Source organism: Salinicola sp. MH3R3-1 (assembly GCF_001937155.1).
In the GTDB taxonomy this organism is placed as follows: domain Bacteria; phylum Pseudomonadota; class Gammaproteobacteria; order Pseudomonadales; family Halomonadaceae; genus Salinicola; species Salinicola halophyticus.
In genome coordinates this window covers 1-20,531 of the sequence record NZ_MSDP01000022.1, presented here as the reverse complement: position 1 = coordinate 20,531, position 20,531 = coordinate 1, and the positions used below count along the sequence as shown (strand labels likewise).

Below are 20,531 nucleotides of genomic sequence, written 5' to 3'. Positions count from 1 at the left end.
CGATCCACAGCCCCATCACAAGCAGAAGCTCGAGCAGCATGGTCCCGAGCGCGATCCAGCGCGGCGCTTGGTCTCCGAAGCGTTCCGCCTGCCAGCACAGCAGACCGCCGATGAAGGGGATCAGTATCAGCCAGACCAGAGTCATGAATCAGCCATCCGCGATAGAGTGAATTCCGTTGGTTCCCGACATGCTGTCGCCGGGCTGCCAGCACTGTGCATCGTTGGTGTGCTCATGGCGTCAACCCACCAGCAGGAAGGCGAGCAGCAGCGTCGCCCCCAGCACCATCGACACGGCATAGTGGCGCATCAGCCCCGTCTGGGTCAGGCGCAGCCCGTGATGAGAAGCTCGCGCCAACCACGGCAGGATATTGCATAGCGTGTTGATCCAGTCGTTGCGGTTGACCTTCACCAGCCCTTGATAGGGCCGCACGAACAGCCAGTCATAGAGCGCGTCGAATCCCCAGGCGTTGTGCCAGAAGGTCCAGAGCCTGGCGCCTCGAGGATCGGCCACGCCGCGGCGTACCAGATCGCGCCGACGCATGAACAGCCAGCCGGCGAACAGCACGCCGCCGACCGCCACGATCATCGCGGCGATTTCGAGAATATGAACGCCCATGCCTTCTCCCGCCGGACCGGCAGGCAGCACGTCGTCCAGCGGCGGTGTCAGCTGGGCGCCGATGGCGGTCGACATCACGATCAGCACCACCAGCGGCACGCCGTGGACCAGGCCCTTGCCGGCATGGGCATCACGGGCGTGGTCGCTCTTGGGTTTGCCGTGGAAGGTGCCGAGAATCAGACGCACGGTGTAGATCGACGTCAGCAGTGCCCCGAGCAGGCCGGCGAGCATCAGCACGCCGTGGCCGGAAACGAGCGCCGACACCAGAATGGCGTCCTTGCTGTAGAAGCCGGCCGTCACCAGCGGCAGCGCCGCCAGTGCCGAGCCGCCGACGATGAAGCCGGCGTAGGTCAGCGGCAGTTTGCGCCATAGCCCGCCGAGGCGGCGCATGTCCTGCTCGTGGTGCGTGCAGACGATCACCGAGCCCGCCGACAGGAACAGCAACGCCTTGAAGAAGGCGTGGATCATCAGGTGGAAGATCGCCGCGTCGAAGGCCCCCACGCCCAGCGCCAGGAACATGTAGCCGATCTGGCTCATGGTCGAATAGGCCAGCACGCGCTTGATATCGGTCTGCGCCAGCGCCGCGAAGCCCGCCACCAGCAACGTCAGCGCGCCGATCACGCCGACCAGCAGCAGCACGTCCGGCGCCATCAGGAAGATGCCGTTCATGCGCGCGATCAGATAGACCCCCGCGGTGACCATGGTGGCGGCGTGAATCAGTGCCGACACCGGTGTCGGGCCCGCCATGGCGTCCGCCAGCCAGGTGTGCAGCGGCAGCTGGGCCGACTTGCCCACTGCCCCGCCGAGCAGCATCAACGCCGCGAGTTGCGGCATCAGGCTGCCCTCGCTCCAGATTTCCGGCGCCCGTGCCAACAGCGTCTGCAGGTTGAGAGAGCCGAGTTCCACGTAGAGCAGGAACATGCCGATGGCGAGGAAGACATCACCGGTGCGGGTGATGATGAACGCCTTGAACGCCGCCCAACCGTTGGCCGGGGTGCGGTAGTAGTAGCCGATCAGCAGATAGCTGCAGAGACCTACGCCTTCCCAGCCAAAGTAGAGCAGCAGCAGGTTATCGCCCAGGACCAGCAGAATCATGCTGAACACGAACAGGTTCATGTGACAGAAGAAGCGGGTGATGCCCTCTTCGCCGCGCATGTACCAGGCCGCGAACAGGTGAATGAAGAAGCCGACGCCGGTAATGACGCCCAGCAGCGTCAGCGACAGCCCATCCAGCATCAGCCCCACCGTGGGCTGAAAATCCCCCACCGAAATCCAGTTCCACAGCGTCAGGGTCTGCGCCGACCGGCCGTGATCGTAGAAGTCGATGCCGACCCATAGCGCACACAGCGCGGCCAGCCCGATCGAGGCGACACCGACGGTCGCGCTGGCCCGCTCGGAGAGCCGCCCGAAAGAGAGTGCCAGGATCAACGATCCCAGTAGCGGAAAGACAAAGGTGAGCGTGAGCAGAACATCCGGGAACGTATTCATCCGCGCAACCTGCTGGCCGAGTCGATATCGAGCGTCTTGAAGCGGCGATAGAGCTGCATCAGCAGCGCCAGGCCCACGCTAGCCTCGGCCGCCGCCAGGGTGATGATCATCAGAAACATCACCTGGCCATCGGCCTGCTGCCAGTGCGTGCCGCCAACGATGAACGCAAGCCCGGCGGCGTTCATCATGATTTCCAGGCTCATCAGCACGAACAGCATGTTGCGTCGCGTCATCAGCCCGGCCAGCCCCAGCACGAATAGAATCGCTGCCAGCCACAGGCCGTGTTCTACCGGGATGCCCGTCATGCCTTGCCCTCCTGCGTACCGGCGTCTTTATCGGCGGCGTCGAGCGGCGTCTGCCGTGTTTCTCGTGGGGGCGCCGTCCTACGAGTCTGTTCCTCGAGTTCGCGCTGGCCGTTGATTTCACGTTGCCGCTCACGCGCCAGATCAGCTTCATCGTGGGCTTCGCTGCGACCCAGATGGGACGCGGCCACCAGTGCCGCCAGCAGCAGCATGGCCGCCAGCTCGACGATCACCAGATAGGGGCCGAACAGCGAGATGCCGACCATCTTGGCAGTCAGGGGATCGCCGCTGATGCTGCCGCTGTAATCGCCACTGGCGAGCGTGACGATCATCACGATCAGCAATATCGCCGTGAGTACCGCCGGCCCCACCCACGCCTTAGGTTGCAGCCAGGCGCGCTCCTGTTCTACCGCCGATTCGCCGAGATTGAGCATCATCACCACGAACACGAACAGCACCATGATCGCCCCGGCATAGACGATGATCTCCAGAGCGCCGGCAAAAGGCGCGCCGAGGGCGAAGAACACCATCGCCACCGCGATGAGCGAGACGATCAGATAGAGCAGCGCGTGCACCGGATGGGTGCCCGTCACCACGCGCAGCGTGGCGAGAATCGCGACCAGGCCACTCAAGTAAAACGCGATTTGCATGCTTCTCTCCCAGCTTTCGGTCTAACCCGGCTCACGACTCGCCGACTTGGAACTTGTTTACGATCTCGCGAGCTAGAGCCAAGGCTATGCCCGTTCCCTACGGGCCAACGCACTTCCCACATCCCTGTGGGTCGCGAGGCGAAAACACTTGAGGAAAGGACCGGGCTCGCGTACGAGTTTACTTGGGGGTAAACGAGCCTCTCGAAAGTGTTTTCAACAAAGTTTGGCCGACGCGCAGCAGATCGTAGGCAGGTTCTCATGGCATCAGCGACTTGACGTTGATCGGCTCGGCCTCGTTCTGCGCCTCGCCCTTGTCCTTGCCGGCAATCGACAGCCCGGCCACGCGATAGAAATTGGTATTGTGATCCTTGCCAGGACCGTCGATCAGCAGATCCTGCTTCTCGTAGACCAGCTCCTGGCGTCGGAACTCGCTCATTTCGAAGTCAGGCGTCAGCTGAATGGCCGAGGTCGGGCACGCCTCTTCGCACATGCCACAGAAGATGCAGCGCGAAAAATTGATGCGGAAGAACTCCGGATACCAGCGGCCATCCTCTTTCTCGCCCTTCTGCAGCGAGATGCACGCCACCGGGCAGGCCACTGCGCACAGGTTGCAGGCCACGCAGCGCTCTTCGCCGTCGGGGTCGCGGGTCAGCACGATACGACCGCGATAGCGCGGCGGCAGATAGACCTGCTCTTCCGGATACTGGACCGTTTCGCGCTTGCGCCAGGCGTGAGAGAACACCATCCACAGCGTGCGCAGCTGGGTACCGGTGCCATTGACGATGTTTCGGATCTGATTGAGCATCGATGATCCCCTCAGGTCGCCGGATCGATGAGCAGAATCATCGCCCCGGTGATCAATAGATTGACGAGTGTCAGCGGCAGACACACCTTCCAGCCGAAGTTCATCACCTTGTCGTAACGCGGTCTCGGCAACGCCGCGCGCAGCAGCACGAACAGGACGACGAAGAACACCGTCTTGAGCAGGAACCAGACGATCGGCGGCAGCAGCGGCCCGTGCCAGCCGCCGAAGAACAGCGTCACCAGCAGCGCCGACATCAGCACGATGCCGATGTACTCGCCGACGAAGAACATGCCCCACTTCATGCCGGAATATTCGATGTGGTAGCCATCGGCCAGCTCCTGCTCGGCCTCGGGCTGATCGAACGGATGGCGGTGCGTGACGGCGATGCCGGCGATGATGAAGGTACAGAAGCCGAAGAACTGCGGAATGATGAACCAGACGTTCTCCTGCGCATTGACGATGTCACGCATGTTGAACGAGCCGGTCATGGCGACGATGCCCATCACCGCCAGCCCCATGAACACCTCGTAGGAGAGCGTCTGGGCGGAGGCACGTAGCGCGCCGAGCAGCGCATACTTGTTGCTGCTGGCCCAGCCCGCGAACAGCACCGCGTAGACGTTGATACCGGCCATGGCGAAGAAGAACAGGATGCCGATATTGAGATCGGCCACGCCCCAGCCGGGCGTGATCGGAATCACGATGAACGACAGCAGCAGCGAGGCCATGGCGATCGCCGGCGCCAGCACGAAGAAGGTGCGATCGGCGAACGGCGGAATCCAGTCTTCCTTGAAGAAGATCTTGAGCATGTCTGCGGCGATCTGCAAAAGCCCGAATGGCCCGACCCGATTGGGCCCATAGCGGTCCTGCCAAAGCGCAAGCAGGCGCCGTTCGACCATGCTCAGCACGGCCCCGAAAACGACCACCGCCAGCAGGATGACCACCGCCTGGACCATCGCGATCAGCACTGCCTCGACCTGTGGCGTCCACCAGCTCATGTGCGATCCTCCTCGACTGACACCTGGCCATGATCCGCGCGCGTGACGCGGCCCCAGCGAGTGGCGCTCGGCGTCAATGCCCCGGTACGTTCCTGAATCGTGCCACTGGGCAAACCGACCACGCCCGCCGGCAGACCGGCGCTGAGACGCGCCGGCAGGTCGAAGCTGACCCCGTCGAGCGAGACCGTGACCGCGTCGCCCGCAGCGAGGCCCAGCCGAGCGGCGTCGGCCTCGCTCAGCGCCACCTGCGGCGCGGCCATGCGCTCGCGAATGGGCTCGGCGCGGCGCGACATCTCGTCGCCACCGAACAGCTGCGGCAGATCGATCACCTGCCACTCGCCGTCCCGCGCGGTGAAGGCGGCGGGAATTTCGTTGCAGTATTCACCGGCGGCAGCCGCCCGGTCTTTGCTCAGAGCAGGAAACAGCCGTTTACCCGGATCGCCAGCGCGCAGGTGACCGCCGACCTCGTCCTGGAACTTGTTCCACGCCTGCGGCGAGTTCCAGCCCGGCGCCCAGGCGAAGGCGACCTCGCGGCGCGGTTCCTGATAGCCGGCGTAACCCTCCATCGAAAAGGCGAACGGCGTATCGAGATCCAGCGGCGCACGGGGCTCGTTGACGTTAATGTCGGCGCGCATCGCGGTACGCCCGCTGTAACGATGGGGTTCGCGGGCGAGCTTCAAGCCGTGGACGCGGAACATCGCTTCCGGCGTCGTCTGGTGTAACGGCGCGAATGCCGGCGTCTCCTCGGCGACCGCCTGGGTCAGATCGTCGAGCAGAATCGTCTCCACCGGCTGGCGTTCCAGCGTGGCGTGGAGCGCATGCAGCCAGCGCCAGCTTTCGCGGATGCGGGTATCGGGGCGCATGTAGCTGGGATCGAACACCTGATAGAAACGCTGCGCGCGCCCTTCCAGGCTGACCAGAGTACCGTCGCTCTCGGCGAACGTCCCGGCCGGCAGGGCGACATCGGCGCGCTCCCAGGTCGGCGTTCGCTGGTGGTCGACCACCACCACGGCGACGGCACGATCCAGGGCAGCGTCGATGCGGGCGGCCGGCAGCCGGGTATAGAGATCGTTTTCGAGAATCACCACGCCGTCGGCATCGCCTTCGAGCTGTTCCAGCGCCCAGTCGAGAGATTCCCCACCGAGCAGGCCAAGCCCGACGCTGTTGGCCTCGCGGCGCACCAGGGTCAGGCCGGCATCCGTCTTCTGGCGCCGTGCCAGCGCACGGGCGACGTTGCCCGCCGCCTCGAGAATCGCCATCGAACCCAGCGACTCGCCAGCGATGACCAGCGGCTTGTTGGCCGCCATCAGCGTATCGGCGATGCGCTCGGCCAGCTGCGCGGTAATGTCGTCGAGCCCCTCGACGGCCGGGGCGGTGGAATCGAGCGCGTGCGCCACGGCAAATCCGAGCCGGGCGATATCGTCGGGCGCAGCACGCTCGGTATGAGCCGCGATACCGTCGAGCTTGGTGACATCCGGCGTCGCGAGAAACAGCGGATGGCCGGCATCCTGGGCGATGGTTTTCACCGCCTCGGCGTTCCATTCGGGGATGCCCCGAGCCGCGCCCAGTTCGGCGCCCTTGCCGCGGACCGCCTGGCGCACTGAGAGTGCGATCCGCGCCGCGCTCTGAAGCAGGTCTTCACCCAGCACCAGAATCGCATCGCAGTCCTCAATCTCGCGCAGGCTTGGCGTGGTCAGGCCGGCGTCGCGGTTGAGCGCTTCCATCCGCCGGATGCGCGAAAGCTCGCCGGCTTCGATCCCGGTGGAGAAATTGGCGGCGCCCACCAGCTGACGCAGCCGATGATTGCTCTCGAGACTGGCCCGCGGCGATCCGATGCCGATGACTCGCTTGGCGCCGCGCAACGCATCGGCGGCACGGTCCAGTCCCTCGTCGACTTCCATCGCCGTGGTGTCGCTGACGTTGCGACTCTCGGGACGCGTCGGGCGATCCTTGCGGTTGACGTAGCCGTAGCCGAAACGGCCGCGGTCGCACAGGAAATAGCCGTTGACGTCGCCGTTGTAGCGATTCTCGATCCGGCGGATGTCACCATAGCGCTCGCCGGGGCTGATATTGCAGCCCGACGCGCACTGGTGGCAGACGCTGGGCGCGAACTGCAGATCCCACTTGCGGGTGTACTGATCGGAGTGGGTCTGGTCGGTAAAGACGCCGGTCGGGCAGACCTCGGTCAGGTTGCCGGAAAACTCGCTCTCCAGCGTGCCGTCGGTGACTCGGCCGAAATAGATGTTGTCGTGGGCACCGAAGGCGCCGAGATCTTCGCCGCCGGCGTAATCCTGATAGAAGCGCGTGCAGCGGTAGCAGGTGATGCAGCGGTTCATCTCGTGGGCAACGAACGGGCCCAGATTCTGGTTGCGATGGGTGCGTTTGCGGAAGCGATAACGGCGCCGATCGTGGCCGGTCATGACCGTCATGTCCTGCAGATGGCAGTGGCCGCCCTCTTCGCAGACCGGGCAGTCGTGCGGGTGGTTGACCATCAAAAACTCGATCACCGTCTGACGAAAGACCTTGGCCTCTTCATCGTCGATGGAGATATAGGCGTCGTCCTTGACCGGTGCCATGCACGACATCACCAGCATGCCGCGGTCGTCGTCGGCATCCTTGTACTGCTTTACCGCGCACTGGCGGCACGCGCCGACGCTGCCCATCGCCGGGTGCCAGCAGAAATAGGGAATATCCAGGCCCAGCGAAAGGCAGGCGTGGAGCAGGTTGTCGCTGTCTTCGACCTCGTAATCGTTGCCGTCGACGTGAATGGTGGCCATGGCGTCAAACTCCTCCTACACGCTGCCGACCGGGATCGGGTCCGCGTGCGCCTTACCCTTGGGCCGGGTAACGCCGCGCTCGAACTCGTCACGGAAATAGTGGATTGCGGATGCCAGCGGCATCGCCGCCCCCGGCGCATGCGCGCAGAAGGTCTTGCCCGGGCCGAGATCGCGGGCCATCTGTTCGAGCAGTTCGATATCGCCGGGCTCGCCCTCGCCGGCCTCCAGCGCGCGCAGCAGCTTCACGCTCCACGGCAGGCCGTCGCGGCAAGGCGTGCACCAGCCACAGGACTCGCGGGAGAAGAACTCCTCGAGATTGCGGGTCAGCGACACCATGCTCTGGCTGTCGGCAACCACGGTGAGAAGCCCGGTGCCCATACGGCTGCCGGTCTTGCCGATGGTGTCGAAATCGAGCGCCAACTCGAGATGTTCCGGCAGCAGAAAACCGGTACTGCCGCCGCCGGGCAGCCAGCTCTTGAGCGTCAGGCCATCGCGCATGCCGCCGGCGAGTTCGATGATCCGGTTGCCGGTGGTGCCCATCGGCAATTCCCACAGGCCAGGGTTGTTGACCTTGCCGGAAACGCCGTAGAGCTTGGTGCCGCCGTCGCTGCTGAGATCGCCGGAGAGCGCCTGGAACCAGTCGGCGCCGTTGTTGACGATGCCTGGCACGTTGCAAAGCGTCTCGACGTTGTTGACCACCGTCGGCAGCCCCCAGGCACCGGACTGGCCGGGAAATGGCGGCTTGGCCCGCGGGTTGGCGCGCTTGCCTTCGAGCGAGTTGATCAGTGCGGTCTCTTCGCCGCAGATATAGCGACCGGCACCGGTGTGTAGGGCGATATCGAAGTCCCAGCCGCTACCGCGCACGTCGGCGCCCAGCCAGCCCTCGGCGCGAGCGTCAGCGAGCGCGCGCTGGATCGAGGCGGCGGCGCGATGATATTCCCCGCGCAGGAAGATATACCCCTGCTTCGAGCGATTGGCGAAACCGGCGATGATCATGCCCTCGATCAGCAGGTGCGGCTGCTGCTCCATCAGCAGTCGATCCTTGAACGTGCCCGGCTCCATCTCGTCGGCGTTGCAGACGATATAGCCGCGAGGCACGTCGTCGCCCTTCATCGTCAGGCTCCACTTGAACCCGGCCGAGAACCCGGCGCCGCCGCGACCGCGCAGATTGGCGGTCTTGACCTCTTCGGTCAGCGTCTCGTAGGTGTACTGCTCGAGCGCCTTGGTGACCGCTTCATAGCCCTGGGTGCGACAATATTCGTCCAGCAGCACCGGCGACTGATCGTCGTGCAGACGCCAGGTCAGCGGATGGGTCTCGGCACGGCGCTCGCTGGCGGATTGCAGAATGCGGCTCATGCGTAGGCCTCCAGCAGTCGGGGGATCTCGTCCGGGGCGATCGGGCCGTGCAGATCCTCGCCGATCAGAATCGTCGGGCCGCGGTCGCAGGCCCCGAGACAGCACACCGGCAGCAGCGTGAAACGCCCGTCCGCCGTGGTCTGGCCCATCTGGATGCCCAGGTGCGCGATGAAGGCGTCGCGCAGTTCCTCGTAGTCGGTCAGGAAGCACGAGCTGCTGTCACAGATCAGAATGACGTGTCGGCCGACCGGCTGGCGGAAGATCAGGCTGTAGAACGTCGCCACGCCCTCGACATCAGCGACCCCGATGCCCAACGTCTCGGCAATTGCCGGAATCGCACCATCCGGCACGTGTCCGTGGCGCTTCTGGACGATCTTCAGCGCCTCGATGCTCGCCGCCTGCGGATAAGGATAGTGCGCACGCTCCTCGAGGATCGCCTCGCGATCGGCGGGGTCGAGCGTGAAGCCGTCGCTGGCGATGGTGCTAGTCGTGGCGGTGCTAGTCATCGTGTTGGTACTAGTCGTCGTGTTAGTACTAGTCGTCGTGCTAGTCATGTCGGTCGTCCCATCTCAACCATCCTCATCGGTCCACATCGGCCATGACGAAGTCGATGCTGCCCAGGTGCGCGATCAGATCCGGCACGAAGCCGCCGCGCATCACGGCGGGGATCTGCTGCAGATGCGGAAAGCTGGGCGTGCGAATGCGCGTGCGGTAGCTCATGGTGCTGCCGTCGCTGGTCAGGTAGTAACTGTTGATGCCCTTGGTCGCCTCGATCATCTGCATCGATTCGGCGGCCGGCAGCACCGGCCCCCAGGAAACCTGCAGGAAGTGGGTGATCAGAGTCTCGATATGCTGCAGCATCTTTTCCCGCGGCGGCGGCGTGGTCAGCGGGTGGTCGGCCTTGTAGTCGCCCGCCGGCATGTGGTCGATGCACTGCTGGAGGATCCGCACGCTCTGGCGCATCTCCTCGATGCGCAGCATGCCGCGATCGAAGGCGTCGCCGTTGACCGCCGTAGGGATCTCGAAATCGAAGTTCTCGTAGCCGGAATAGGGCCGCTTCTTGCGCAGGTCGAAATCGAGCCCGGTGGCGCGCAGGTTGGGGCCGGTCACGCCCCAGTCGAGTGCCTGCTGGGTGTCGAAGGCCGCGACGAACTTGGTGCGGTCGCGAACGATGGCGTTGTCCATCATCGCCTTCTCGTACTCGGCGAGGCGCTTGGGCATCCAGTTGACGAAACCCTGGACCAGCTTGTCCCAGCCGTTGGGCAGGTCGTGGGCGGTGCCGCCGATGCGATACCACGCCGGGTGCATGCGGAAACCGGTGATCGCCTCGATCACCTCGTAGGCTTTCTGGCGATCGGTGAAAGTGAAGAACACCGGCGTCATCGCGCCCAGATCCTGCAGATAGGTACCCAGAAACAGCAGGTGGCTGTTGATGCGGAACATTTCCGCCATCATCACCCGAATCGTCTTGGCGCGATCGGTGACGGTAATGCCGGCCAGTTTTTCCACCGCCAGCACGTAAGGCAGGTTGTTCATCACCCCGCCGGTGTAGTCGATCCGATCCGTGTAGGGAATGAAGCTGTGCCAGGATTGGCGTTCGGCCATCTTCTCGGCGCCGCGATGGTGATAGCCGATGTCCGGCACGCAGTCGACCACCTCTTCACCGTCGAGCTGGAGCACGAGCCGGAAAGCGCCGTGGGCCGAGGGGTGGTTGGGACCGAGGTTGAGAAACATGAACTCGGTCTCTTCGCCCTCGCGCTTCATGCCCCACGCTTCGGGATCGAAACGCAGCGCTTCCTGCTCGACCTCTTGGCCCTTCACGGTCAGCGTGTAGGGGTCGAACTCGGTGGCACGGGCGGAGTAATCCTTGCGCAGCGGATGACCGGTCCAGGTCGGCGGCATCATGATCCGGGTCAGATGAGGATGACCGGCAAAGTCGATCCCGAACAAGTCGAACACTTCGCGCTCGTACCAGTTGGCGTTGACGAATATATCGCTGATCGAGGGCAGCGAAAGATCACGTTCGTGCAACGCGACCTTGATCATCAGATCGGCGTTCCGCTCCACCGACAGCAACTGGTAGAAAACGGTGAAATCGGACGGCGGCAATCCGCGGCGGTGAGTGCGCAGACGCTCGTCGACGGCGCTCAGGTCATAGAGCATCGAGAACGGTGCCGACAGCTTGCGCAGGTAGACGAGAACGTCGCGCAGCTGCTCGCGCGCGACCCAGATCACAGGCATGGCGGTCATCGTGTCCTGCGGGGTGAAAGCGGCCGCCCCGAAATGTCGCGCCAGTTCCGCCACCACGTCGGCGTGGCCGGCGGTGTCGGAAGCGCTGGAAGTCATCGTGTTCTCGTTTCGAGAATCATCGGCTGCGGTCATGGCTGGCGGCCCCCGGTGCTAAAATCAATGGTCGAAAACGACCACAAGAATCCATGGCAGGTACGATCGACAAGACCGATCGCACTAGATGCCATCCGGGGTGCGCAGCTCCTTGACCGCAATCCGTCGATCGCGATGCTTTTCGCGCTGAGACGGCATTTCGGCGCGGTAAACACCTTGATCGCCGACCACCCAGGAGAGCGGGCGGCGCTCTTCCTGAATCGACTCCTGCAGCAGCTGGAGGCCTTGAAGAAAAGCCTCGGGGCGCGGCGGACAGCCGGGTACGTAGACGTCCACCGGCAGGAACTTGTCGACACCCTGAACCACCGAGTAGATATCGTACATGCCGCCGGAGTTGGCGCACGAACCCATCGATATCACCCACTTGGGCTCGAGCATCTGGTCGTAGAGCTGCTGGATGACGGGCGCCATCTTGACGAAGCAGGTACCGGCGATGACCATGAAATCGGCCTGCCGCGGAGAGGCGCGAATGACCTCCGCGCCGAAGCGTGCGACATCGTGCGGGGCAGTGAACGCGGTGGTCATCTCCACATAGCAGCAGGAAAGACCGAAATTGTACGGCCACAAGGAGTTCTTGCGCCCCCAGTTCACCGCAGAGTGAAGCACGTCCTCGAGCTTGCCCATGAACACATTGCGATGAACCTGCTGCTTCATCGGATCATCGACAAGCTCGCGTTGGCCGAGAGGATAGCGATCAGCCGCGGAATCGTCTCCCTCCGCGCGGGTCAGGGTGTACTGCATAGTGAGCCTCAACAAACCAGATAGGAAAACGGTCGCGGAAGCACTGGTCAGTCACGGGCGCCAGACTCCCATCATTATCTTTGTCGCGATCGCCGGGGCGATCATTGATGCCCGGCTCAACGCGTTTTCTCTTCTCGGCGGACCTGGCGATCGACGCCAGGTACGGCGGCCAGTTCTCGCGCTCTCGGCGCGTTTTCGTGTCCGCGCTTGCGCGGCGCCCAGTCGAGGGCGCCGACGCGCGCGTCGTAGATCAGGCCGGCCAACAGAATGAAGATGAAGACAGCCGCTGCCGCGAATCCCGTCCAGCCCACCTCGCGCACGGAGACGGCCCAGCCGAACAGGTAAACGGCTTCGATATCGAATATCACGAAAAGCATGGCAACGAGGTAGAACTTGACCGAAAAGCGTTGCCGCGCGGACCCGGCACCAACGATACCGGATTCGAAAGGAAGAGATTTGCTGCGGCCGTGGCTACGGCCGCCCAGCAGGCTGGCAGCCCCGATCATCAGCCCGCAGAGTGCCACGACAGCCACCACGAACAACCCGGTAGCCCAGTAGCTGGCAATCCATCCAGAGGCCTGATCGGACATGCGTTCCCTCGCGGAAGTAACGGAACCTCGACGTACGACGACGCGGGTCGAAACTGACAGGTTCGTAAGTTTACGATTTTACACGACAACGACGTAGTAACAAGCCTGCTAATCGTCCCATCGCGGCTCCGCTACCCATCGGATAGCGCCTCCTTCGAGGCGGACAACGCCGGGCTCCGTCATCTACGTAAACTTCTGACTATCCCCGGGGCGCCAATTTATAGACCGCAGGACGGTACTGCCATTAGGCAAATGTAGGCCTTTACATTAGGCTAGCCATTCTGACACCCCTTGCAATGTTCAGCACATGCTTTCTCACCCGATTCCCAATGTCTTGACGATCGCCGGCTCGGACCCTTCCGGGGGCGCGGGCCTGCAGGCCGATATCAAGACGCTCTCCGCCCACGGCGCCTACGCCACCAACGTGATTACCGCCGTGATCGCCCAGAACACCCGCGGAGTCCAGACGGTGGAGCCGGTGTCGGCCCGGATGATCCGCGCCCAGCTCGACAACCTGCTCGACGACGTCGCCCTCGATGCGGTCAAGATCGGCATGGTCAGCAGTCGCGAGGTCGCGGAGACGATTGCCGAGGCACTGGGCAGGCGCCGGCCACGCTGGATCGTGCTCGATCCGGTGATGGTCGCCAAGAGCGGTGACCGGCTGGTGGACGACGCCGGCCTGCAGGCGGTAAGGGAAGTCCTGGTGCCGCTCGCCGATGTCATCACACCCAACCTGCCGGAGGCTGCGGCGCTGCTCGGCGCCGATGTACCACGGACGCCGCAGGCGATGGAGATGATGATCGAGGGGCTGGTCGCTCTGGGCTCGCGTTATGGTCTGCTGAAAGGCGGCCATCTGCCTTCAGCGCACTGCCCCGATCTGCTGTGGATGCCGGACGGCCAACGCTGGCTGGAGGCGCCGCGTCTGACGACCCGTAATCTCCATGGGGCCGGCTGCGCGCTGTCGTCGGCAATTGCCGCCCGCCTCGCCCATCTGCCCCCCGGCGATAGCGGCGTCGAGGGCGCCATCGACGCGGCCAAGCAGTGGCTGCACCAGGCTCTGCAAGCCAGCGGGCGCTTGAACGTCGGTCAGGGACAGGGGCCGCCGCACCATTTTCACCGCTGGTGGTAGCGCATCGCGCTGGATGAAGTGAATTTCTCCGGGCAGATCGCCCAATACCCTCTACGCTATCTCTTCCGACGCGCATGGCGGCCTCATTCGCAACGGATGACGGTAACTTGCCATCGCGCTCGATAAAGACTCGGGAATGGATCCCCGAGCTATCACCTAGGGAGATCGTTGCCTGAATGGACCCCCACATCATATTTCTTGGCGGCTTTGGCATCCTGATGTTGCTGGTCGCCTGGGTGCCGGTGCTGATCAAACGACTGCCACTGTCGCTACCAATCATCTGTATCGCCATCGGCGCGCTTTTCTTTGCCTTGATCAATGAGAAAGGACTGCAGCCTCGCAACTACCCGCAGATCACCGAGATACTGACCGAGCTCACTGTCATCATTTCATTGGCGGGGGCGGGTCTACGGATCGACGATCCTCTCAAGTGGCGCTTCTGGGCCGACACCAGCCGTCTGCTCAGCATTACCATGCCGTTGACCATCGCCGCCACTGCGATGCTCTGCGCCCTGGCATTGGGATTCCCCTGGGCAACAGCGGTCCTGCTGGGCGCGGTGATCGCGCCGACGGATCCGGTGCTGGCCGCCGACGTTCAGGTCGGGCCGCCGCGCTCCGGCACCAGCGACGGCGTGCGCCGCAGCCTGACCTCGGAAGCCGGACTCAACGACGGTCTCGCCTTTCCGTTCACCTATCTTGCCCTCGCCCTTGCCACTCACGGCCTCACGCTTGGCGACTGGACCTGGCACTGGTTCACGGTGGACGTGCTCTGGCGCATCCTTGCCGGCGCTGGCGCCGGCTGGCTACTCGGCTGGCTACTGGCGATGTTCATGTTCCACTCGGGACGCCTATCGCTGGCCAGCACCGGTCAGGGCTTCGTGGCGCTGGGCGGCACCTTCGTGACCTACGCCGGTGCCGAGGCAATTCACGGCTACGGTTTCATCGCCGTGTTCGTCGGTGCGCTTGCCTTGCGGAGTACCCAGGAGGAGGTCCACGACTATCACATCCGCCTGCACGACTTCACCGAGGAGATCGAGCGGCTGCTGATGATGATGCTGCTGGTGATGTTCGGCGGCGCGCTCGTCGGCCCTGTGCTCGACGGGCTGACCTGGCCCATGGCCGGCGTCGGCCTGGCGATTCTGTTCATCGTCCGGCCGCTCGCCGGCATGATCGGGCTGATCGGCTCACGAATGAAATCGCGGGAGAGAGCGGTCGTCAGCCTGTTCGGCATCCGTGGCGTGGGATCTTTCTACTATCTCGCCTACGCCACCAATCAGCAGACATTCGGCGAGATCGACAGCGCCTGGACTCTGGTCAGTTTCATCGTGCTCGTGTCGATACTGTTCCACGGCATGACATCGGGTCTGTCGATGGAATGGCTGGATCGGCGCCGCGAGGCCGCTCGACGGCGCGCCAGACGCTGACGCCTCCAGCCCGCGACACCGATGCTCAATCGTCCGGGTCGAGCACGGCCTTGAGGAAAGCCTTGGTGCGCTCCTCTTTCGGCGCGGTGAAGATATCCTCGGGCTTGCCCTGCTCCTTGATCCGGCCCTGATCGAAGAAGCAGATCCGGTCGGAAACCTGGCGCGCGAAGTGCATCTCGTGGGTCACCAGCAGCATGGTCAGGTCGTGCTCGTCGGCCAGGGAGCGGATGACGTTCAGCACCTCGCCGACCAGTTCCGGATCCAGCGCCGATGTCGGCTCGTCGAACAGCATGACCTTGGGTCGCATCGCCAGCGCACGGGCAATCCCCACCCGCTGCTGCTGCCCGCCGGAGAGCTGGTGCGGATACTTGTCGGCCTGATCGGTGAGGCCCACCATCTCCAGCAGTTCCATGCCACGCTTCTTGGCTTCCGCCTTGTTGATGCCGAGCACCTGCACGGGCGCTTCGGTCAGATTGCGCAGCACGGTCATGTGCGGGAACAGATTGAACTGCTGGAAGACCATGCCCATATGGCTGCGCATCTCGCGCAGATGTGGCTCGCCAGCGGGGATCAGCTCGTCGCCGCGGCGCTGATGCCACAGCGGCTCGCCGCCGACATAGACGACGCCATCGTTGATGGGTTCCAGCGTCATCAGGACCCGCAGCACGGTCGACTTGCCGGAGCCGGATGGGCCGATGATGGTGACCTTTTCGCCGCGCTGAACCCCGAAGTCGAGTTCGTCGAGTACCACGTGGTCGCCGAAACGTTTGACGACCTTGTCGAATTTGATGATCGGGTCGCTGCTTTCCGTGGCGTCGCGAATTTCCGTGGCATTGTTCATTTGAGAGACAGGCCTCGTTTGGGCAGATGGGTATCCAGGTAGCGCACACCCAGAGAAGCGATGATCGTCAGGATCAGATAGATTCCGCCAACCATCGTCAGCGGAATCAGATAACCGCCGGTACGGTCGCCGATGATCCGAGCCACGCCGAGCATTTCCAGCACGGTAACCACGCCGAGCACCGGCACATCCTTCATGATTGACACCAGGTAATTACCCAGCGCCGGAATGATGCGCGGAATCGCCTGCGGCAAAATGATGTGAGTAAAGGTTCTGGTCGGAGCCAGATTCAGCGCCCGCGCCGCTTCCCTTTGACCGCTGGCCACCGCTTCGAGGCCGCCACGATAGACTTCCGAGGTGTAGGCACTGTACTGCACGCCTAATGCCAGGGCGCCGGTCAGAAAGGCCGGCAGCGTCAGCCCGAACTCGGGCAGAACGTAGAACAGAAAGAACAGCTGGATCAGCAGCGGCGTGTCGCGGATGAACTCCGTCAACAGCTTGGCTGGCCAGCGGATGAAGCGTGTCGGCGCACTTTTCAGCGCCGCCAGCACCAACCCCAACGCGAGCGCAATGAAGAAGCCGACGACGGTGGCCTCCAGTGTTATTACCAGGCCATGCAGCAGAATCGGAAAGATCGAAACCGCGAAAGCCCACTGGCTGCTGGTATCCCATTCGATGCCGAAAAACATGCGTTATCTCCCCGCCGCGCGCCAGCGGCCAACGTAGCGTTCCAGCAGTTTCATGCACGCAGTGACCACCAGCGCCATGCCGAAATACATGAACAGCACCAGCGTATAGACGGTCACGCTATCCTGAGTGAAGTTACGAATCTGCTCGGCACGAAAGGCCATGTCGCCCAGCGAAATGAGCGATACCAGCGCGGTATCCTTGAGATTCTGAACCGCGAGATTGCCGAAGGTCGGCATCATTTCGGGAATTGCCTGGGGCAGCGTGATCCGCCACAGCCGCTTGCGCCCGGTAAAATTGAGCGCAGTCGCCGCTTCGTACTGCTCCCTGGGTACCGCCTGCACCGCGCCACGCACGACCTCGGCCCCGTAGGCGCCGATATTCAGTGCCAGCGCGGCCACCCCGGCTGCCACCGGCGGGAAGCGCAGATCGAGACCGATCGCCTGTCCCAGGATAGGTAGCGCGAAGTAGATCCAGAACAGCTGCACCAGCAACGATGTACCGCGAAAGATCTCGATATAGGCAACGCTGAACCCCTTGAGCAAGGGGTTGTGGGAAAGTTTGCCGAGACCGAACGCGAAGGCAAACAGACCGCCCAGGATCGTCGAGTAGACCGTGAGCTGCGCGGTCACCCATGCGCCCTGGGCCAGAGGGGCGAGATAGCTCGTCCATTCCATCGGGAAGACTCCGCAGTAACGGGTTCGGACACGACCTGACGAACGGCGCCGACTCTATCGGCACCGTTCGATGACGTCGCGGATGCTTGATGGCGATGGCCAGGGCTTTCGCCATGGCCACCGATCAGACGTCCGCGATCAGATCGAGCTCACAGGCCTGGCTGTGGAAACGCTCAGGAGTCCGCGGTGCAGAGTTCCTTGGTGGTGTGATGGCTGGAGCCGTCGACATCGGCCTGGCTGAAGCCGTAGCCCATCAGCGTCTTGCTCCAGTCGTCGGACTGCTTGTACTTCTCCAGCGCTTCGTTGACCGCGTCACGCAGCTCGGTGTTGTCGCTGTTGAAGGCAAAAGCACCCCAGCTACGTACCTCTTCGCCATCGATAACCGGATCCTTGAACTCACCGGCCGGCTCGACATCGTCGCTCTTTCCGGCCAGTTCGCTGACCGTCAAGCTGGTCGCGGCGTAGGCGTCGGCCCGGCCGGTCGATACGGTCGAGATCGCATCGGCATTGCTGGAGATGGTGACCATGTTGTCCTGGGGAACGCCGAGCGCCTGCAGCATGTCGAGCTGATCGGCCCCGGCCATGATCGCGATCTTGCCGTCGCCGTCGACGAAGTCGCTGAAGGCGTGCAGATCCTTGGGGTTGCCTTGCTTGACCAGCAGGCCTTCGCCATAGGAAGAGTTGGGCTCGGAGTAGATCACCTGCTGGCAGCGATCCGGCAGCACGGCCATCTCGGCCGCGGCGATATCGAATCGATTCGCCTGCAGCCCCGGAATCAGCGAGCTAAAGTTGGTGGTGACCCACTCGATATCGTCGACGCCCATCTCGTTCATGATATGGCGGATGACATCGGGGCCCGCGCCCTTGGCTTCACCGCTCATGTCCATGTAGCCGTAGGGGATTTCATTGGCGACGGCGATCTTGACCGAGCCGGAATCCTTGATTTCCTGGAGCGAAGCGGCCTGCGCCACGCCGACCGCCAGGCAGGACAGGACGGAACCGGCGATCAACGTGGTAACGCTTCTACCGAGGGTGGTAACGCTCTTGCGCTGAGTCGTGACGTCTTTATTGATGTTATGTCGCATCGTTCAAAATCTCCGTCTGCAAGGTTCGGACCCGCGTCGGCAGGTCGACGATTGAATCGAATTATCGGTGGCGGTGCCCTATCTCTTGTCGTCATGGCCGCCGGTGTCGTCACGGCCGTCTGGCTGGGTCGCGTCGACATTGTCATGATTCGGTTGGCCAAAAACATGACAATTCGTGATAGCGGGGTCTATCTGGATAGTAGCACCTCCCAAGCGCCGGGCGTCAAAGGCTTTATTGCATCATGACAATCGCCGTTGCACGGCGTACTCGATCTGCTGATTCAGCCTCTTTCTTGCTGGAGCACACCGAACACAGCAGCGAGCCACGTGGCGCCGGTAACATAAACATACGTTCTATTCGCGGCGCTTTTCAATAATGCTTTGCCCGCTATTGATCTCGATCATTTCGTCCTTGGCCCAGCGTGTTAGTCTTCGTTGCAACTATCCATCACTGCCCCGAGGGAGGCCACAGCGTCATGCGAGCCCTGATCCAGCGCGTCAGCCAGGCCTCGGTCAGTGTCGACGGCGAGCTCCTCGGTCAGATCGATCAGGGCTTGCTGGCACTCATCGGCGTGGCCGCCGACGACACTCCGGCGCATGCCGATCGTCTGCTGCACAAGCTACTGAACTATCGCGTATTTGCCGATGACGAAGGCCGCATGAATCGTAATCTGCAGCAGGTCGGTGGCGGCTTGCTGCTGGTCTCCCAGTTCACCCTGGTGGCCGCGACCGACAAGGGGCTACGTCCGAGCTTCTCGAGCGCCGCGCCCCCGGAACAGGGCCGCGCCCTGTTCGATCATCTGATCGCACAGGCCCGCCAGTCCTGGTCCGACACGGCGACCGGACGTTTCGGCGCGAACATGCAGGTCGCGCTCGTCAACGACGGGCCGGTGACGTTCTTGCTGGAAACCTAGGTCTGCTGGAAACTTAGGCCCGCTTGAAATCTAGGTTGGCTGGAAACTTAGGTCCGCTTGAAACCTAGCTTCGCTGGGAACTTATCGCCGATAGCGACTCCGGACAATGAAGACGACTGCCGGATTCGATGGCACCGTGCACGACAGGGAACCGCGGCTCGACGCCGCCAGAAAAGGAATTTCGATCATGACCACTCCCCTCGCCATCATTACCGGCGGTGCCCAGGGTATCGGGCTCGCCACGGTGAAATTACTGCTCAAGGACGGCTGGCGAGTCGCCGCGCTGGATCGCGATCCAGAGGCGGTGGCAGAGCTCGACGCGACCTATCCCGAGGCCACGCTGCTGGCCATGGTGGTAAACGTCGGCGACGAGCTGCAGGTCAAGGAAGCCTTCCACCACTTGTCGGATTGGCAACTGGAGAACGATCAATCCACCGGCGTGGACCTGCTGGTCAACAACGCCGGCATTGCCGACCCGGTATGCGGTCCGATCGAAGAGCTGGCACTCGAGGACTGGCGGCGATGGCAGGAGAGCCACCTGACCGGGGCTTTCCTATGCACGCGCGCCGCCGTTCCGGGACTGCGCCGACGCGGCGGCGCCATCGTCAATATCGCCTCCACTCGCGCACTGCAGTCGGAGCCGCACTGCGAATCCTACGCCGCCGCCAAGGGCGGGCTGCTGTCGATGACCCATGCCCTGGCCATCAGCCTGGGACCGGACATTCGGGTCAATGCGATCTGCCCCGGCTGGATCGAGACCGGCCCGTGGCAGAAGGCCGGTCAGCGCCACGATCCGGAACATCGCGATATCGACCGCGATCAGCATCCGGTCGGGCGGGTCGGCGAACCGGCCGACGTTGCCGCCACGGTGGCCTTTCTCGCCAGCGACAAGGCAGGCTTCATCACCGGCCAGCACATCAGCGTCGATGGAGGGATGACCAAGAAGATGATCTACGCCGACTAGCCGCGAGCCGCGAAAGCTAACACGGGCTTATTGCGAGAAAAGGGCCAGCGACGTCAGTCGCTGGCCCTTTTCGTAGCTCGTAGCTCG

The 20,531-nt window shown here is 63.3% G+C and carries 19 protein-coding genes; 4 read left to right on the top strand and 15 right to left on the bottom strand.

Annotated features, from left to right (window positions below; all coding sequences use genetic code 11):
• Positions 1 to 238: 238 nt before the first annotated feature.
• The 11 genes from nuoL to ndhC form a co-directional block, all read right to left on the bottom strand.
• Complete coding sequence (nuoL, locus tag BTW08_RS14275) at positions 239 to 2,104, bottom strand: NADH-quinone oxidoreductase subunit L (protein WP_075563201.1); 1,866 nt, start codon at positions 2,102 to 2,104, stop codon at positions 239 to 241.
• Entirely contained in the window at positions 2,101 to 2,409 is a 309-nt protein-coding gene (gene nuoK / locus BTW08_RS14270; protein WP_075563200.1) for an NADH-quinone oxidoreductase subunit NuoK, read from the bottom strand. The genes nuoL and nuoK overlap by 4 nt, the downstream gene beginning before the upstream one ends.
• Positions 2,406 to 3,056, bottom strand: coding sequence for an NADH-quinone oxidoreductase subunit J (gene nuoJ, locus BTW08_RS14265; RefSeq protein WP_083627894.1), 651 nt, complete (start codon positions 3,054 to 3,056; stop codon positions 2,406 to 2,408). Before nuoJ ends, nuoK begins: the two co-directional genes overlap by 4 nt.
• 256 nt (positions 3,057 to 3,312) lie before the next feature.
• Positions 3,313 to 3,861: an NADH-quinone oxidoreductase subunit NuoI gene (gene nuoI / locus BTW08_RS14260; protein WP_075563199.1), complete on the bottom strand. Its 549-nt coding sequence runs from the start codon at positions 3,859 to 3,861 to the stop codon at positions 3,313 to 3,315.
• A gap of 11 nt (positions 3,862 to 3,872) precedes the next feature.
• Complete coding sequence (gene nuoH, locus BTW08_RS14255; RefSeq protein WP_075563198.1) at positions 3,873 to 4,856, bottom strand: NADH-quinone oxidoreductase subunit NuoH; 984 nt, start codon at positions 4,854 to 4,856, stop codon at positions 3,873 to 3,875.
• Positions 4,853 to 7,633 (bottom strand): NADH-quinone oxidoreductase subunit NuoG, encoded by a 2,781-nt coding sequence (nuoG, locus tag BTW08_RS14250; RefSeq protein WP_075563197.1) that lies wholly within the window; start codon positions 7,631 to 7,633, stop codon positions 4,853 to 4,855. Before nuoG ends, nuoH begins: the two co-directional genes overlap by 4 nt.
• 15 nt (positions 7,634 to 7,648) lie before the next feature.
• On the bottom strand, positions 7,649 to 8,989 hold the full coding sequence (gene nuoF, locus BTW08_RS14245; protein WP_075563196.1) for an NADH-quinone oxidoreductase subunit NuoF: 1,341 nt from the start codon (positions 8,987 to 8,989) through the stop codon (positions 7,649 to 7,651).
• A complete protein-coding gene (gene nuoE / locus BTW08_RS14240) occupies positions 8,986 to 9,495 on the bottom strand; it encodes an NADH-quinone oxidoreductase subunit NuoE (protein WP_075563195.1) in 510 nt (169 codons plus the stop codon). Before nuoE ends, nuoF begins: the two co-directional genes overlap by 4 nt.
• Positions 9,496 to 9,568: 73 nt before the next feature.
• A complete protein-coding gene (gene nuoC, locus BTW08_RS14235) occupies positions 9,569 to 11,335 on the bottom strand; it encodes an NADH-quinone oxidoreductase subunit C/D (protein ID WP_075563194.1) in 1,767 nt (588 codons plus the stop codon).
• Between the two features lie 120 nt (positions 11,336 to 11,455).
• Complete coding sequence (locus tag BTW08_RS14230) at positions 11,456 to 12,133, bottom strand: NADH-quinone oxidoreductase subunit B (protein WP_075563193.1); 678 nt, start codon at positions 12,131 to 12,133, stop codon at positions 11,456 to 11,458.
• A gap of 116 nt (positions 12,134 to 12,249) precedes the next feature.
• Complete coding sequence (ndhC, locus tag BTW08_RS14225; protein ID WP_075563192.1) at positions 12,250 to 12,723, bottom strand: NADH-quinone oxidoreductase subunit A; 474 nt, start codon at positions 12,721 to 12,723, stop codon at positions 12,250 to 12,252.
• Between the two features lie 307 nt (positions 12,724 to 13,030).
• Between ndhC and thiD the strand changes: the two genes are divergently transcribed.
• Positions 13,031 to 13,852, top strand: coding sequence for a bifunctional hydroxymethylpyrimidine kinase/phosphomethylpyrimidine kinase (thiD, locus tag BTW08_RS14220; protein ID WP_075563191.1), 822 nt, complete (start codon positions 13,031 to 13,033; stop codon positions 13,850 to 13,852).
• A 176-nt stretch (positions 13,853 to 14,028) separates the two neighbouring features.
• Positions 14,029 to 15,276 carry a sodium:proton antiporter gene (locus BTW08_RS14215; protein WP_075563190.1) on the top strand — a complete coding sequence of 416 codons (1,248 nt, stop codon included), beginning with the start codon at positions 14,029 to 14,031 and terminating at the stop codon, positions 15,274 to 15,276.
• Between the two features lie 25 nt (positions 15,277 to 15,301).
• On the opposite strand, the gene ehuA is transcribed toward BTW08_RS14215, so the two are convergent.
• The 4 genes from ehuA to ehuB form a co-directional block, all read right to left on the bottom strand.
• A complete protein-coding gene (ehuA, locus tag BTW08_RS14210; RefSeq protein ID WP_075563189.1) occupies positions 15,302 to 16,117 on the bottom strand; it encodes an ectoine/hydroxyectoine ABC transporter ATP-binding protein EhuA in 816 nt (271 codons plus the stop codon).
• Positions 16,114 to 16,806, bottom strand: coding sequence for an ectoine/hydroxyectoine ABC transporter permease subunit EhuD (ehuD, locus tag BTW08_RS14205; RefSeq protein WP_075563188.1), 693 nt, complete (start codon positions 16,804 to 16,806; stop codon positions 16,114 to 16,116). Before ehuD ends, ehuA begins: the two co-directional genes overlap by 4 nt.
• Positions 16,807 to 16,809: 3 nt before the next feature.
• Complete coding sequence (ehuC, locus tag BTW08_RS14200; RefSeq protein WP_075563187.1) at positions 16,810 to 17,481, bottom strand: ectoine/hydroxyectoine ABC transporter permease subunit EhuC; 672 nt, start codon at positions 17,479 to 17,481, stop codon at positions 16,810 to 16,812.
• A 173-nt stretch (positions 17,482 to 17,654) separates the two neighbouring features.
• Positions 17,655 to 18,566 (bottom strand): ectoine/hydroxyectoine ABC transporter substrate-binding protein EhuB, encoded by a 912-nt coding sequence (gene ehuB, locus BTW08_RS14195; protein ID WP_083627891.1) that lies wholly within the window; start codon positions 18,564 to 18,566, stop codon positions 17,655 to 17,657.
• A 476-nt stretch (positions 18,567 to 19,042) separates the two neighbouring features.
• Here ehuB and dtd point away from each other — a divergent pair, with 476 nt between their 5' ends.
• Positions 19,043 to 19,480, top strand: coding sequence for a D-aminoacyl-tRNA deacylase (dtd, locus tag BTW08_RS14190; protein WP_075563186.1), 438 nt, complete (start codon positions 19,043 to 19,045; stop codon positions 19,478 to 19,480).
• 187 nt (positions 19,481 to 19,667) lie between these two features.
• A complete protein-coding gene (locus tag BTW08_RS14185) occupies positions 19,668 to 20,444 on the top strand; it encodes an SDR family oxidoreductase (protein WP_075563202.1) in 777 nt (258 codons plus the stop codon).
• Positions 20,445 to 20,531: the final 87 nt, after the last annotated feature.

Bases quoted from the DNA above. Each gene is read 5' to 3' on its own strand.
- BTW08_RS14230 (WP_075563193.1), bottom strand. From the start codon at position 12,133: ATGCAGTACACCCTGACCCGCGCGGAGGGAGACGATTCCGCGGCTGAT.
- nuoE (WP_075563195.1), bottom strand. From the start codon at position 9,495: ATGACTAGCACCGCCACGACTAGCACCATCGCCAGCGACGGCTTCACG.
- ehuB (WP_083627891.1), bottom strand. From the start codon at position 18,566: ATGCGACATAACATCAATAAAGACGTCACGACTCAGCGCAAGAGCGTT.
- ehuC (WP_075563187.1), bottom strand. From the start codon at position 17,481: ATGGAATGGACGAGCTATCTCGCCCCTCTGGCCCAGGGCGCATGGGTG.
- nuoL (WP_075563201.1), bottom strand. From the start codon at position 2,104: ATGAATACGTTCCCGGATGTTCTGCTCACGCTCACCTTTGTCTTTCCG.
- ehuA (WP_075563189.1), bottom strand. From the start codon at position 16,117: ATGAACAATGCCACGGAAATTCGCGACGCCACGGAAAGCAGCGACCCG.
- nuoG (WP_075563197.1), bottom strand. From the start codon at position 7,633: ATGGCCACCATTCACGTCGACGGCAACGATTACGAGGTCGAAGACAGC.
- nuoC (WP_075563194.1), bottom strand. From the start codon at position 11,335: ATGACTTCCAGCGCTTCCGACACCGCCGGCCACGCCGACGTGGTGGCG.
- nuoF (WP_075563196.1), bottom strand. From the start codon at position 8,989: ATGAGCCGCATTCTGCAATCCGCCAGCGAGCGCCGTGCCGAGACCCAT.
- nuoJ (WP_083627894.1), bottom strand. From the start codon at position 3,056: ATGCAAATCGCGTTTTACTTGAGTGGCCTGGTCGCGATTCTCGCCACG.
- nuoK (WP_075563200.1), bottom strand. From the start codon at position 2,409: ATGACGGGCATCCCGGTAGAACACGGCCTGTGGCTGGCAGCGATTCTA.
- thiD (WP_075563191.1), top strand. From the start codon at position 13,031: ATGCTTTCTCACCCGATTCCCAATGTCTTGACGATCGCCGGCTCGGAC.
- BTW08_RS14215 (WP_075563190.1), top strand. From the start codon at position 14,029: ATGGACCCCCACATCATATTTCTTGGCGGCTTTGGCATCCTGATGTTG.
- nuoH (WP_075563198.1), bottom strand. From the start codon at position 4,856: ATGAGCTGGTGGACGCCACAGGTCGAGGCAGTGCTGATCGCGATGGTC.
- nuoI (WP_075563199.1), bottom strand. From the start codon at position 3,861: ATGCTCAATCAGATCCGAAACATCGTCAATGGCACCGGTACCCAGCTG.
- ehuD (WP_075563188.1), bottom strand. From the start codon at position 16,806: ATGTTTTTCGGCATCGAATGGGATACCAGCAGCCAGTGGGCTTTCGCG.
- BTW08_RS14185 (WP_075563202.1), top strand. From the start codon at position 19,668: ATGACCACTCCCCTCGCCATCATTACCGGCGGTGCCCAGGGTATCGGG.
- ndhC (WP_075563192.1), bottom strand. From the start codon at position 12,723: ATGTCCGATCAGGCCTCTGGATGGATTGCCAGCTACTGGGCTACCGGG.
- dtd (WP_075563186.1), top strand. From the start codon at position 19,043: ATGCGAGCCCTGATCCAGCGCGTCAGCCAGGCCTCGGTCAGTGTCGAC.